13 protein-coding genes are annotated in these 13,674 nt (G+C 75.4%); 10 read left to right on the top strand and 3 right to left on the bottom strand.

Features of this window, described 5'->3' with window-relative positions:
- Window positions 1-79 precede the first annotated feature (79 nt).
- On the bottom strand, window positions 80-736 hold the full coding sequence (locus BLW04_RS10975; protein ID WP_175484006.1) for an MFS transporter: 657 nt from the start codon (window positions 734-736) through the stop codon (window positions 80-82).
- Between the two features lie 104 nt (window positions 737-840).
- Here BLW04_RS10975 and BLW04_RS10980 point away from each other — a divergent pair, with 104 nt between their 5' ends.
- The 10 genes from BLW04_RS10980 to holA all read left to right on the top strand — a co-directional run bounded on the left by BLW04_RS10980 (window position 841) and on the right by holA (window position 12,330).
- A complete protein-coding gene (locus BLW04_RS10980; protein WP_175484007.1) occupies window positions 841-2,091 on the top strand; it encodes a glutamate-5-semialdehyde dehydrogenase in 1,251 nt (416 codons plus the stop codon).
- A gap of 32 nt (window positions 2,092-2,123) precedes the next feature.
- On the top strand, window positions 2,124-3,017 hold the full coding sequence (locus tag BLW04_RS10985) for an AAA family ATPase (RefSeq protein WP_091540221.1): 894 nt from the start codon (window positions 2,124-2,126) through the stop codon (window positions 3,015-3,017).
- Window positions 3,017-4,456, top strand: coding sequence for a vWA domain-containing protein (locus tag BLW04_RS10990; RefSeq protein ID WP_091540225.1), 1,440 nt, complete (start codon window positions 3,017-3,019; stop codon window positions 4,454-4,456). Before BLW04_RS10985 ends, BLW04_RS10990 begins: the two co-directional genes overlap by 1 nt.
- 325 nt (window positions 4,457-4,781) lie before the next feature.
- Complete coding sequence (gene nadD, locus BLW04_RS10995; RefSeq protein WP_254781326.1) at window positions 4,782-5,558, top strand: nicotinate-nucleotide adenylyltransferase; 777 nt, start codon at window positions 4,782-4,784, stop codon at window positions 5,556-5,558.
- Window positions 5,555-6,007, top strand: a complete 453-nt coding sequence (rsfS, locus tag BLW04_RS11000) for a ribosome silencing factor (protein ID WP_254781328.1) — start codon at window positions 5,555-5,557, stop codon at window positions 6,005-6,007. Before nadD ends, rsfS begins: the two co-directional genes overlap by 4 nt.
- Entirely contained in the window at window positions 6,004-6,777 is a 774-nt protein-coding gene (locus BLW04_RS11005) for a histidine phosphatase family protein (protein ID WP_091540233.1), read from the top strand. Before rsfS ends, BLW04_RS11005 begins: the two co-directional genes overlap by 4 nt.
- A 22-nt stretch (window positions 6,778-6,799) precedes the next feature.
- Window positions 6,800-7,747: a DegV family protein gene (locus tag BLW04_RS11010; RefSeq protein WP_091540237.1), complete on the top strand. Its 948-nt coding sequence runs from the start codon at window positions 6,800-6,802 to the stop codon at window positions 7,745-7,747.
- Between the two features lie 137 nt (window positions 7,748-7,884).
- On the top strand, window positions 7,885-8,742 hold the full coding sequence (locus BLW04_RS11015) for a ComEA family DNA-binding protein (protein ID WP_091540240.1): 858 nt from the start codon (window positions 7,885-7,887) through the stop codon (window positions 8,740-8,742).
- A 115-nt stretch (window positions 8,743-8,857) separates the two neighbouring features.
- Window positions 8,858-11,500, top strand: a complete 2,643-nt coding sequence (locus BLW04_RS11020) for a ComEC/Rec2 family competence protein (RefSeq protein WP_091540245.1) — start codon at window positions 8,858-8,860, stop codon at window positions 11,498-11,500.
- Window positions 11,383-12,330 (top strand): DNA polymerase III subunit delta, encoded by a 948-nt coding sequence (holA, locus tag BLW04_RS28345; RefSeq protein ID WP_254781362.1) that lies wholly within the window; start codon window positions 11,383-11,385, stop codon window positions 12,328-12,330. The genes BLW04_RS11020 and holA overlap by 118 nt, the downstream gene beginning before the upstream one ends.
- 123 nt (window positions 12,331-12,453) lie before the next feature.
- On the opposite strand, the gene rpsT is transcribed toward holA, so the two are convergent.
- Entirely contained in the window at window positions 12,454-12,714 is a 261-nt protein-coding gene (rpsT, locus tag BLW04_RS11030) for a 30S ribosomal protein S20 (protein WP_091540248.1), read from the bottom strand.
- A 141-nt stretch (window positions 12,715-12,855) separates the two neighbouring features.
- Window positions 12,856-13,596 (bottom strand): phosphotransferase, encoded by a 741-nt coding sequence (locus BLW04_RS11035; protein ID WP_175484008.1) that lies wholly within the window; start codon window positions 13,594-13,596, stop codon window positions 12,856-12,858.
- Window positions 13,597-13,674: the final 78 nt, after the last annotated feature.

A 13,674-nucleotide genomic window follows, 5' to 3' on the forward strand; every position in this document is an offset into this window, starting at 1 on the left:
AGGACCGCGAGCGCGGGCAGCGCCAGCCGCCGCACTCCGATGCCGATCGAGTAGGTGGTCGCCGGGACCGTGTAGCCGGTCAGCAGCGCGTTTCCCCGGAACAGCGCCGTCGCCCGTCGGTAGGGCCCGCTCCACCGGTGGGGCCCGGACGTGACCGCCGGAACCGGCGCGAGGAGGGCGTGCGGAGCAGCAGGGCGGCAGCTGCAGCGGCGAGCACCGCCTCGCCGTAGAAGACGGCCGGGTAGCCCAGCCGGGCAGCGAGCAGGCCGGCGGCCAGCGGACCGAGCACCAGGGCCAGCCGTTCGGCCGCGACCATCTGGCCACTGACGCGGTGCTGGGACGCCGCGGGCACGAGCGCGGACCGCAGCGCCATCCGGGCCGGGATGCCGGGCAGCACCGCCAGGCCGGTCAGGAAGGCGACGAGCTGCGCCTGACCGGGCGTGTGCGCCGCCGGGTAGCCGAGCACCAGCAGCCCGCCGGTCAGGGAGCTGCCGATGGCCAGCGACCGGGGGGCGCGCCGGGACACCAGGTCACCGACCAGAGGTCCGACCAGCACGTTGGTCAGCACCTGCACCGCGAGCGCCGTCCCGGTGGTGACCCCGAGGCCGAAGCGGTCGACCAGCAGGAGCGCTGCACCCACCGATGTCAGGGCGAACCCGGTCCAGGTGAGGAACAGGCTGGCGAGCAGGCGGTGGACGGAGCGGTCAGCGGCGGGCACCGCTCGTCGCCCGGACACCTCGCGGAGGCTGCCGGGCTCCGGCCGGGCGGGCAACCGCATTCGGACGCCGCTGCACCTGCTGGGAGGAGCTGCCCGGCATGCCCGCCGCGTAGTCTGGGGGCGTGTACGCCGCCGACCTGCCCCTGATCGGGGCTGCCGCGGAGCGCGCCCGCGAGGCCGCCCGCGTGCTGCGCACGCTGCCCACCGACACCAAGGACGCCGCGCTGGCGGCGATGGCCGAAGCGCTCCTGGAGCGGGCGGACGAGGTGCTCGCCGCCAACGCCGCCGATGTGGAGGCGGCCGCCGCCGACGGCACGCCGGAGTCGCTGCTGGACCGGCTGCGGCTGGACCGGACCCGGCTGGCCGGGGCCGCCGACGGCCTCCGTCAGTTGATCGCGCTGCCCGACCCGGTGGGCGACGTCGTCCGCGGGTCGACGCTGCCCAACGGGCTGCAGCTGCGCCAGGTGCGGGTGCCCCTCGGCGTGGTCGGCATCGTGTACGAGGCCCGCCCCAACGTGACCGTCGACGCCGCCGGACTGTGCCTGAAGAGCGGCAACGCGGCCCTGCTGCGTGGCTCCGCCTCGGCGCACCGCACCAACACGGCGCTGGTCGCCGTCCTCACCGAGGCGGCCGAGAAGGCCGGGCTGCCGGCCGGCTCGATCGCCCTGCTGCCCGCCGACCGGGCCTCGGTGGGGGAGCTGCTGGGCGCCCGCGGGCTGGTCGACGTGGTCATCCCCCGCGGTGGCGCCTCGCTGATCCAGCGGGTCGTGCGGGAGGCGACGGTGCCGGTGATCGAGACCGGCGTCGGCAACTGCCACGTCTACGTCGACGCCTCCGCCGACGCTGCGACCGCCGAGGCGGTCGTGCTGAACTCCAAGACCCACCGGGTCAGCGTCTGCAACTCCGCGGAGACGCTGCTGGTGCACCGGGACGTGCCGTTCCTGCCCCGGCTGCTGTCCGCGCTCACCGACGCGGGGGTGACCCTGCACGGCGACGAGATGGCGCTCGCCGCGCACGACGGCGTCCTCCCGGCCACCGACGAGGACTGGGCCACCGAATACCTGTCGCTGGACATGGCCGTCCGCGTGGTCGACGACCTGCCGCAGGCGCTGGACCACATCGACCGGTGGGGCAGCGGGCACAGCGAGGCGATCGTGGCCGACTCCGCGACGGCGATCGCCGCCTTCACCGCCGGGGTGGATGCCGCCGCCGTCCTGGTCAACGCCTCGACCCGGTTCACCGACGGGGCTGAGTTCGGGTTCGGCGCCGAGATCGGCATCTCGACCCAGAAGCTGCACGCCCGGGGGCCGCTCGGCCTGCCCGAACTCACCTCGACCACTTACGTCGTCACGGGCTCCGGCCACATCCGCTGAGCACCTGACCGACCCGCTTTCCGAGGAGCCGCATGCCCCGCCCGCCGGCGCACACCGCCCAGTTCGCCGACGTCGCGGACGTGACCGCTCGGCTCTCCGCGGCCGGTTACCTGCCCGACCACCAGATCGCCACCACCGTCTTCCTGGCCGACCGGCTCGGCAAGCCGTTGCTGGTCGAGGGACCGGCGGGCGTCGGCAAGACCGAGCTGGCCAAGGCGCTGGCGACGGCGACAGCGGCCGAGCTGATCCGGCTGCAGTGCTACGAGGGTCTGGACGAGGCCCGCGCACTGTACGAGTGGAACTACAAGAAGCAGCTGCTGCGCATCTCCGCGGCCGGGGCCGGTACCGACGGTGGCGCCGACTGGGACAGCGTGCACGACGACGTGTTCGGCGAGGAGTTCCTGCTCGCCCGCCCGCTGCTCACCGCGATCCGCCGCACCGACCCCACGGTGCTGCTCATCGACGAGACCGACAAGGCCGACGTCGAGGTGGAGGGCCTGCTGCTGGAGGTGCTCAGCGACTTCCAGGTCACCATCCCCGAGCTGGGCACGATCACCGCGGTGCGCCGTCCACTGGTGGTGCTCACCTCCAACGCCACCCGCGAGCTGTCCGAGGCGCTCAAGCGCCGGTGCCTGTACCTGGCCCTGGACTACCCGACCGCGGAGCGGGAGCGGGAGATCGTGCTGTCCCGGGTGCCCGACCTGGCGCCGGCGCTGGCCGACCAGCTGGTGCGGACCGTGCGGGCGATGCGCGCGCTGGAGTTGAAGAAGTCGCCGTCGATCTCCGAGACGCTCGACTGGGCGCACACCTTGTTGGCGCTGGGCCTGGACACGCTGGACGAGGCGGCCGTGAAGGCCACGCTGGGTGTGGTGCTCAAGCACTCCAGCGACCAGGCGCGGGCCGCCGCCGAGCTCCGGCTGAACTGATGCCCGCCCCGGACGACACCGTGCCCGGGGGGCTGGCCGGGCACCTGGACGGCTTCGTCCGGGCGGTGCGGGAGGCCGGCGTGCCGGTCGGCATCAGCCAGGCGGTGGACGCCGCCGAGGTGCTCACCGTGGTCGACCTGCTCGACCGGGAGCAGCTGCGGCACGGGCTGGGTGCCGTGCTGCTGCAGCGGGCGGCCCAGCGGCCGACCTTCGACGTGCTGTTCGACCTGTGGTGGCCGCTGACGGACCGGCCGGGCCGGCCCGGGGGCAGTGCGAATCCGGACGCGGACGACGAGGCGACCGGGGCGGACACCGACGGCATGCCCCCGGCCGGCGGGGACCCCGGGCAGCTGGCCGAGTGGATGCGGGCAGAGCTGCTGCGGCTGCTGCTGTCCGGCGACGAGGAGGCGCTGCGGCGCTTCGCCCGGCTCGCCGTCGACCAGCTCGGCCAGGGCCAGCCCTCCCCGAGTGGGCAGTCGTTCTTCAGCTACCGGGTGCTGCGCGCGCTGTCGCCGGACACCTTGATCGCCGCCCTGGTCCGCGGCCTGCTCGGGGGAGAGCAGGGCGGCGGGTTGGCCGAGCAGGTCGCCCGGCAGACGGGCAAGGAGCGCGTGGCGGCATTCCGGGCGGCCGTGGAGGCAGAGGTGCGGCGGCGCACGGCCGCGGAGAAGGGCCGGGACAGGGTCGCCCGGACGGCGGTGCGCCCGCTGGCTGACCAGGTCGACTTCCTCCGTGCCCAGCAGTCCGACCTGGCGGAGCTGCGCCGCACGGTGGCACCGCTGGCCCGGCGACTGGCCGCCCGCCTGTCAGCCCGCCGTCGGCTGGGCCGGGAGGGGCGGCTGGACTTCCGCCGCACCGTGCGGGCCTCGCTGGCCACCGGCGGCATGCCGCTGGTCACGCACCACCGGCCGCGGGCGGTGCACAAGCCGGAGCTGGTGGTGCTGTGCGACGTCAGCGGCTCGGTCGCCGGCTTCAGCCACTTCACCCTGATGCTCACCCAGGCGCTGCGCGAGCACTTCACCGGCGTGCGGGCGTTCGCCTTCGTCGACGCCACCGACGAGGTGACCCGGTTCTTCCGCCCCGGGGTGGACGTCGTCGACGCGATCGCCCGGATCGGCCGGGAGGCCGACGTCGTCGCCTTCGACGGGCACAGCGACTACGGCAACGCCTTCGAGGTGTTCGCCGAGAAGTGGCCGGCGGCCGTGGGTCCGAAGACCTCGCTGCTGGTGCTGGGCGACGGGCGGACCAACTACCGCCAGCCGGGGCTGGCCACGCTGGCCGACCTGGTCCGGCGGTCGCGCTCGGCGTACTGGCTGAACCCGGAACCCCGCCGGCTGTGGGGGAGCGGTGACTCTGACGCCGACCGCTACCGCGAGGTCATCCCGATGGTCGAGGTGCGCACCGCGGCCCAGCTGGCCGACTTCGTCACCACCCTCTGACCCGCGCTGTCGGACCTCACCGTCCCGCCCACCGGGACGACACGCCGGTGGGACCGTTGCCATCGGGTTTTCCGCATCCGAGCCGTATCCGGGGAGCGCCGGCCGCGTTGCCCTGGGTGGGACGGCGGCTCGCCGCCCGCTGCAGCAAGAGCCCGCACTCGGGGGCGTCGCGGCGGGTGAGCCGCTGAACGACCGGCTGCACGGGGGGGCCGGTCGCCGAAGGGTGCCGGTCCGCCGCAGTCGAACGCCTGGCCCCGAGGTACTGCGCCCGCCGGAGCCGGTGGTCACACGACTGGCTCCGGTGGGACCGGGCTAGGCTCGTTCGGTGGCCGGACGACTCGGGGTGATGGGCGGCACCTTCGACCCCGTCCACCACGGGCACCTGGTGGCCGCCAGCGAGGTGGCCGACCTCTTCGACCTCGACGAGGTGGTGTTCGTCCCCACCGGCCAGCCCTGGCAGAAGTCCGAGCGCGGGGTGAGCCCCACCGAGGACCGCTACCTCATGACGGTGATCGCCACTGCCTCCAATCCCCGCTTCTCCGTGAGCCGGGTCGACGTCGACCGCGGCGGGCCCACCTACACCATCGACACCCTCACCGACTTGGGCGCTCAGCACCCGGGCACCGAGTTGTTCTTCATCACCGGCGCCGACGCTCTCGCCCAGATCGTGGGGTGGCGGGACAACCAGCGGCTGTTCGACATGGCGCACTTCGTCGGCGTCACCCGCCCCGGCTACCAGCTCGCCGAGGCCGACCTGCCCGCCGGCGGCGTCAGTCTGGTGGAGATCCCGGCCCTGGCGATCAGCTCCACCGACTGCCGCGACCGGGTCCGTCGGGGGTCGCCGGTCTGGTACCTGGTGCCCGACGGCGTCGTGCAGTACATCGAGAAGCGCGGGCTGTACCGCGCGCCCCGGGCTTCCGCCGTGAACGACGAGGCGCGTGCCGGGACGGGGCTGCGCCGACCGTTCACCGTCTCCGGACCGGCCCCCCTCCACCACCACTCGGGTTCCGACGACCCGGCCGGTGACCCGGCGCCGTCGCCCGACGGCCCATCCCCCGGGGACCCCCCGTCCCACGACCTGCAGGAGAAGATTCCCCGATGACCGCCTCGGCCGAGGCCCGCGAGACCGCACTGCTCGCCGCACAGGCTGCCGCCGACAAGCTCGCCACCGACGTGTCCATCATCGACGTGAGCGACCGGCTGGCCATCACCGACGCCTTCGTCCTGGCGTCGGCACCCAACGAACGCCAGGTCCAGTCCATCGTCGACGCGGTGGAGGAGCGGCTGCGCGAACACGGTGTGAAGCCGGTGCGCCGCGAGGGCGTCGCCGAGTCGCGCTGGGTGCTGCTGGACTTCGTCGACGTCGTCGTGCACGTCCAGCACGCCGAGGAGCGCGCCTACTACTCCCTCGAGCGGCTGTGGAAGGACTGCCCGGTCATCCCCTTCGTCGACGCTGCCGCGCCGCCCTCGGCACCCGCTGCGCCGGCCGCCCACGACACCGACGAGCTGGGTGACCCTGACCTCGACACCGCGGGGCAGACCGAGCGGTGACCGACGGGGTCGCCGTCCCGCCGGTCGCCCGACTGCTGGTCTGGCGGCACGGCCGGACGGAGTGGAACGCCGGCGGGCGCTTCCAGGGCCAGCTGGACCCACCCCTGGACGACGAGGGCCGGGCACAGGCCGCCCGGACCGCACCGCACCTGGCGGAGCTGCTGTCCGGCCAGCAGACGGCCGTGATCTCCAGCGACCTGCTGCGCGCCCGTGGGACCGCGGCCGCTCTGGCCCCGTTGCTGGGTGTGCCGGTGCAGGTCGACGAGCGGCTGCGGGAGCACGGCCTGGGTGCGTGGGAGGGCCTGACCCGGGACGAGGTGGCCGAACGGCATCCCGAGCAGTACGCCGACTGGATGTCCGGGCGCCCGGTGCGGGGGCGCGGCGGGGAGTCCGCGGATTCCGTGGGGCAGCGGTCGCTGGCCGCCGTGGCTGGGCTCCCTCCGGTGGACGTGGCGGTGCTGGTGACCCACGGCGGCACGGCCGGTCGGCTGGTCGAGGTGCTGATGGGCCTGGGGGCCGACCACCGGCGGGTCTTCGGGCCGCTGGGCAACTGCCACTGGAGTGAGCTGACCTTCCAGTCCACCCGGTGGCGCCTGATGCAGCACAACGTCTCGGTGCCGCGACCCGGCCGCGCCCCCACCCCGGTGGACGTCACCCTGGCCGGCCGGCGTTCCGGAGCGGACGCGGACGGGCACCCGTCGCGCAGTGGAGCGACCCCCGAGGAGGGGGCGCCGGCGGCGTCGCCGGAGGACGCCGACGCGGCGCTCTGAGCCGCGCCGTTAGCCTCGCGACATGTCCGTCGCCGTGGTCACCGACTCCACGGCCTATCTGCCGGCCGCCCTGATCGGACGGTACGACGTGGAGGTCGTCCCGCTCTACGTCGTGCTGGCCGGCCGCTCGGGGCGCGAGGGCGCCGACGTCACCCCCGACGAGGTGGCCCGGGCGCTCGGCGTCCGCGGCGGCCAGGTGTCGACCTCCCGGCCCACGCCGGGGGACTTCGTGGCCGCCTACCGCCGGCGGCTGGCCGCCGGCGCCGACCGCATCGTGTCGGTCCACCTCTCCGGAGAGCTGTCCAGCACCGTGGACGCCGCCCGGCTGGCTGCCGCCCAGGTCGGTGAGCACCTGGTGACCGTTCTCGACTCGCGGTCGGCGGCGATGGGCACCGGGTTCGCGGTGCTCGCCGCCGCACGGGCGGCTGCCTCCGGGGAGGACGCAGCGCTGGTCGCCGCCGCGGCCCGCAACACCGCCGCCGGTGCCCGGGTCTTCTTCGTCGTGGACACCCTGGACCACCTGCGCCGCGGCGGGCGGATCGGGTCGGCGGCGGCGCTGTTGGGCAGCGCTCTGGCGGTCAAGCCGGTGCTGCACGTGGTCGACGGCCGGGTCGTGGCGCTGGAGAAGGTGCGCACGTCGAGCCGCGCACTCAACCGCATCGTCCAGCACGCCGTCGACGTGGCCGGCAGCGGACCGGTGGGCGTGGCGGTGCACCACCTGGCGGCGCCGGACCGGGCGCAGCGGCTGGCCGACGCGCTCACCGCCCGGCTGCCCGACGTCCGCGAGCTGCACTTCAGCGAGATCGGCGCCGCGGTCGGGGCCCACGTCGGCCCCGGCGCCGTCGGGGTCGTGCTCGATCCGTTCCGGCCGGAGGCAGCGGTCGGGGACGCGCCGCCGGTACGCGGCCCGGCCGGCGACGACCGCCCGGACGACGCAGGCCAGCACACCGGCCAGCACGGGGACGGTTGAGGAGGAGGGGGCGGGCACCCGCTCACCCTGGACCTCGGGCCCGTCGAGCGTGGCCCGCCGTCCACAGCCGGGTCCGTCGTCCACAGTCGGCCTGCGGGGGTCGCCCCGGTCGGGAGTGACACCTACCGTCCAGACCCGTGCGCTCCTCAGCCCGCCGCAGCGACGACGACGTGATCCGGGCCCGGCTGCGTGCGCTGCTCGCCGGCACCCGCACCGACGGGTGGGTGCCCTCTGACGAAGACGAGCCGGACGAGTGGACGGACGAGGACGACGGCGAACGGGACGAGGCGGGGCCGGCGGCGCGGCCCGAGGCGGGGTCTGATCCGGCCGGTCGCCTGCCGGCCGGGATGGGGCGGCACCGGGCGCCGGGCGCCACTGCCCGGCTGGACCCCGGGAGGCCGGGCACGTGGGCGCTGTGGGCGGTCGGCCTGCTCGCCGCCGTCGCCGTGGCCGGCTGGACGTGGGTGGACCGCCCGGCAGTAGAGCCGGTCCCCGCAGTGCAGACCGCTGCCCCGGCGGCGACCGCGGGGTCCGCGGCCCCGAGCTCGGCGCCGCCTCCTTCGCCGACCAGCGGCACGGTCGTGGTCTCCGTGGTCGGGCACGTGGCGTCACCGGGCGTGGTGACGCTGCCGGCGGGCTCCCGGGTCGCCGACGCACTGGCCGCCGCCGGCGGCCTATTGCCCGAAGCTGACCCGGCCGCCGTGAACGCCGCTGCGCTGCTGACCGACGGCGAGCAGATCGCGGTGGGCGTGTCCGGCGCGCCGGTCCCGCCCGCGGGTCCTTCGGGGGGTGCTGCGCCCGGCGGGCTGCTGGACCTCAACAGCGCCACCGTCGCCGACCTCGACGCCCTGCCGGGCATCGGGCCAGTGCTGGCGCAGCGGATCGTCGACCACCGCACCACGTCCGGCCCCTTCACCAGCGTCGACCAGTTGGACGACGTCAGCGGCATCGGGCCGGCGATCTTCGCCCAGCTCGCCGAGCGGGTCACCGTCTGACTGTCTGAGCACACCGGTGGTTCGATGCGCTGGCCGCCGTCCCCAGCGGCCGCGCCCGTCCACAGCCTGCCTGTGCCGGGCTGTCGGACGGCCGGCCGCTCCTAGCGTCGCCGGTGTGCGGGTGCGACGGCAGGTGACGACCGACCGGTGGTCGTGGGTCGACCTCCGGCTGGTGCCGCCGGCAGTCACCGTCTGGCTGCTCACCCTGGTTGCGCGCACCTGGGCCCCGGCGACGCTGGGAGTCCTGGCCGTCGGCTGCGCGGTGCTGGCGACCGTGCTGCTGGTGCGCGGGCGGAGGCCCGGACTGGCGCGGTGGCCGGCCCGTGCGGCCGTCGCCGTGGCCTGCCTGGCCGCCGCCACCGCGGTGTCGGCCACCGCTGCGGCACGGGCCGCAGACCGGGCCGGCTCACCCCTGGCCCAACTCGCTGCGGAAGAGGCGATCGCCCCGGTCCTGGTGCGAGTGGACGACGACCCACGTCCGCTGTCGGGGATGGGGAAACCTCGCGTGCTCATCGCCGCCACGGTCGAAGAGGCCGCCGGCCTGCCCGTGCGGGGCGGCGCGGTGCTGGTTTTCGGTCCCGCCGCGGAGTGGTCCGGGTTGCTGCCCGGGCAACAGGTGCGGCTGCGGGCGGCGGTCCGGCCGGCGGAACCCGGCGACGACGTCGTGGCAGTGCTCTCGGCCCGGTCCCCGCCGGTCGGCGCGGGCGGCCCGGGACGGGTGCAGCAGGTGGCCGGGGTGCTCCGGACCGGCCTGGCCGACTCGGCCGCCCGCGCGCTCGACCCGCGACCGGCCGGCCTGCTGCCCGGGCTGGTGGTCGGCGACACCGGCGCGATGGACCCGGCGCTGACCAGCGAGTTCCACCGGGCAGGGCTGTCGCACCTGACGGCCGTGTCCGGCGCGAACGTCGCCATCGCGGTCGCCCTGGTGCTGTGGCCGTTGCGCCGCCGGGCCGTCGACCGCCGGGTACAGGCAGCGGTCGGCCTGCTGGCCCTGGTGGCTTTCGTGGTGCTGGCCCGGCCGGGTGCGAGCGTGCTGCGGGCCGGCGCGATGGGTGCGGTCACGCTGGTGGCCCTGGCATCCGGGCGGTCCCGGGCCGCGGTGCCGGCGCTGTCCGCGGCCGTCGCCGTGCTGCTCCTGTTGGACCCGACGCTGGCCCGGGACGGCGGCTTCGTCCTGTCGGTCGCCGCCACCGTGGCCATCGTGCTGCTGGCGCCGCCGTGGGCACTGGCCCTGCGGCGGCGGGGCGTCCCACGGCTGCCGGCCGAGGCGATCGCCGTCAGCGCCGCAGCCGGTCTGGTCACCGCGCCGCTGGTGGCCGCGTTCTCCGGGGTGGTCAGCCTGGTGTCGCTGCCGGCCAACCTGCTGGCCGCGCCCGCCGTCGCGCCGGCCACCGTGCTCGGCCTCGGCGCGGCCGTGATGTCCCCGATCCTGCCGGGTGCGGCCGACGTGCTGAGCTGGCTGGCCGGCTGGCCGGTGCGCTGGCTGGTGGTCGTCGCCGAGCGCGCCGCAGCCGTACCGGATGGGGCGGCCGGCTGGCCGGCCGGCCTGCGGGGCGCGGTGCTGCTGGCCGTTCTGCTGGCGGGAGGCGCGGTGGTGCTGCTGCGCTGGCCCCGCCTGCGCCCCCTCTTCCTGGCCGCACTGCTCGGCGTCGTGCTGCTCGGCTGGCCGCTGCGGCAGGCGGCCCGTGGTTGGCCGCCGGCCGACACCGTCCTGGTCGCCTGCGACGTCGGTCAGGGCGACGCCCTCGTGCTGCCCACCGCGCCGGGGGAGGGCGTGCTCGTCGACGCCGGCCCGGATGCCACCGGCGTCGACAGCTGCCTGACCCGGCTGGGCGTCGACCGGCTGCCGCTGGTGCTGCTCTCCCACCTGGACGCCGACCACGTCGCCGGGCTGGCGGGTGCGCTGACCGGCCGGAAGGTCGGCGTGGTCGCCACCGGGACCCTCGCCCCGACCGACGACCGGGTGGGCTCCCTGGAGCGGTTGGTCGTCCGATCGGGCGGCCGACACGTGGTGCTGGAGCCGGGCGAGATCCGCACGGTCGGGGACGCCCGGTTCGAGGTGCTGGCTCCTCGGGCTGCCGCGGCAACGGCCGGCGCGGAGCCCAACGACCTGTCCATGGTAGTGCGCGCCAGTCAGCGCGGTGTCCGGGTGCTGCTCACCGGGGACCTCGGCGCCGAGGCCGAGCAGCGGCTGGTGTCCGCCGGGGTGGATCTGCAGGCCGACGTCCTCAAGGTGCCTCACCACGGCAGCGCGGACGCTGATCCGGGTTTCCTGGCGGCCAGCGGTGCGCAGGTGGCGGTGGTGTCCGTGGGCGTCGATAACACCTACGGCCACCCCACGGACCGGCTGCTCGACTGGCTCGCCGAGGACCGGATGCGGGTCTATCGCACCGACCGGGACGGCGACGTCGCCGTGGTCGGCCGAGCCGGGGACTGGGGCGTGGCGGTGCGCGGGCCGGACACCGTCGCCCGGGCCACGGCCGGTGGGCTGCCGGTCGCTGGGGTGCCCGTCGACCTGCGCCGTGCGGCCCGTTGCGCGGCGACCGGACGGTCTGTACCGCGTGACACGATGGGCCCGTGGCAGCAGCACCCCCGGCACCGACGTCGCACCTGCGGGTGGTGGTGGGCGAGGAGGAGCTGCTGCGTGCCCGCGCGGTCTCCGCCGTCCGGGCGGCGGTCCGCGACGCCCATCCCGACTCCGAGGAGCACGAGCTCGTCGCCGGCGGCCTGCCGATGGGCACCCTGGCCGAGGCGCTGACCCCCTCGCTGTTCGGCGGGCACCGGCTGGTCGTCGTCACCGGGGTGCACGAGGCAGCCGGGGTGCTGGTCGACTCCCTCGTCAGCTACACCACGAGTCCCGACCCCGACCTGACGCTCGTGGTCGTGCACCCCGGCGGGAAGCGGAACGAGGCGTTGCTCAAAGCGTTCAAGGCGGCCGGCGCGGCCGTCGACGAGTGCCCCAGGATCGGTTCGGCGGGGGAGCGCATCGCCTTTCTCCGCAACGAGGTGCGCCGGGTCGGTGGGCGGATCACCCCCGACGCGGCCACCGCGTTGCTGGAGGCCGTCGGCAACGACTTGCGCCAGTTGTCCTCGGCGGCCAGCCAGCTGGTATCGGACTTCGGCGGGTCCATCGACGCCGACGCGGTGGCCCGGTTCCACCGTGGGCAGGCGGAGGTCACCGGGTTCACCGTGGCCGAGCGGGTCCTCGTCGGCGACACGGCCGGCTCGGTGGAGATGCTCCGGTGGGCGCTGCAGCGCGGCGTTGCGCACGTCCTCATCGCCGACGCGCTCGCCGACGGTGTGCGCACCGCGGCCCGCGTCGCGTCGCTGAACACCTCGAACGTCGGGGACCTGGCCCGCACGCTGAAGCTGCCCCCGTGGAAGGTGAAGAAGGCTCAGAGCCAAGCCCGCGGCTGGACGATCGACGCGCTGCAGCAGGCCATCGGCGTCACCGCCGAGCTCAATGCCGACGTCAAGGGCGCCGCGGCCAGCCCGGACTACGCGCTGGAGCGGGCGGTGCGCCGGATCGTGGCGATCCGGGCGGAGTCCGCCCGCGGTCGCGACGCGCGGGTACGCACCGGTCGCTGAGGCATGTTCCGTAGCGGGAGAGTGGCACCCCGCAGAACGCGACGAGCCCCGTCCCGCGGCGGGGAGGGGCTCGTCGTTCCCGCCGGTGGGCCGTCACCACGACGGTCCGCCGAACGGCGGAGATCAGAGGCCGGCGACCTTCTTGGCCAGCGCCGACTTGCGGTTGGCGGCCTGGTTCTTGTGGATGACGCCCTTGCTGGCGGCCTTGTCGAGCGCCTTGCTGGCGGTCTGCAGGGCGGCCGTTGCGGCGGCCTTGTCCCCGCCCTCGGCGGCGGTACGGAAACGTCGCACCGACGTCTTCAGGGCGGACTTGACCGCGACGTTGCGCTGACGCGCGATCTCGTTGGTCTTGATCCGCTTGATCTGGGACTTGATGTTCGCCACGCGTGAGCCTCTGGTGTCTCGCAGGAAGGTGTACTTCTGACGGTGCTGCAATGATCGTGCGTCCGCGACGGCATGCATCAGCGGACCGGTCTCACAAGATACCAGCCCCGCCCGCTCCGGCCCCAACCGGCGGCTGGCCGGTCAGCAGCCGACGCAGCGCCCGACCGCCACCCGGCGGACGACCCAGTCCAGCGCCGCGTCGTGGAACCGCCGCTGGAACGCCCGCAGCGTGGGCAGTCCGGGTGGCGCGGGACGGCGCATCGAGAACTCCCACATCCCGGCCATGCCCAGGAGGAAGTCGGTGACGTCGGCCGCGTCCGCCGCGGCAACCACCGGCACCCCGTCCACCAGGCGCCCGGGATCCAGTCCGCCGTGCACCGCGGCGTCCAGCGCCTGGACGACCGCATCGACCCACGCCGGGCCTCGGCAGGCCCACGGCCAGTCGAGCAGGACGACACCGCCGTCCGGCGTGAACAGCAGGTTGTCCGCGCGCAGGTCGAGGTGGACGAGCGTGTCGCCGGCCAGGCTGCCCCGGGCGGCCAACCGGTCCGGGGTGGCGGCGAGCCAGTCGAGCCGGGCGGCCGCCCAGGGATACAGGTCCTCGGGCGGCTGTACGGCCAGCAGTCGCCACGCAGTGAACTCCTCGGCGAGCCGGTCGGTCAGCGGGGGCAGATCGGGAACCGGGCACGGCGTGGCGAGCTGCGAGAAGGTGCCCACGCCGGCGAGCGCCCGGGCCGCGGTCGACGTGGTCCACGGCAGCGGCGGTGGGGCGCCGTCGACCACGTCGAAGACCAGGGCCACCCACTGGCCGGCGGCGTCGGACCACTCGACGCTCGCCCGCAGCGCGGGCACCGACAGGGTCGAGGGCAGTCCGGCGGCCACCCGGGCCTCGGTGCGCAGCAGTGCGGGGTGTCGGGGTTCAGCGGCGTCCCGACCGCCTTGACGAACGCGCGGCGCCCA

The sequence above is a fragment of the Modestobacter sp. DSM 44400 genome, from assembly GCF_900107175.1.
Classification (GTDB): Bacteria; Actinomycetota; Actinomycetes; order Mycobacteriales; family Geodermatophilaceae; genus Modestobacter.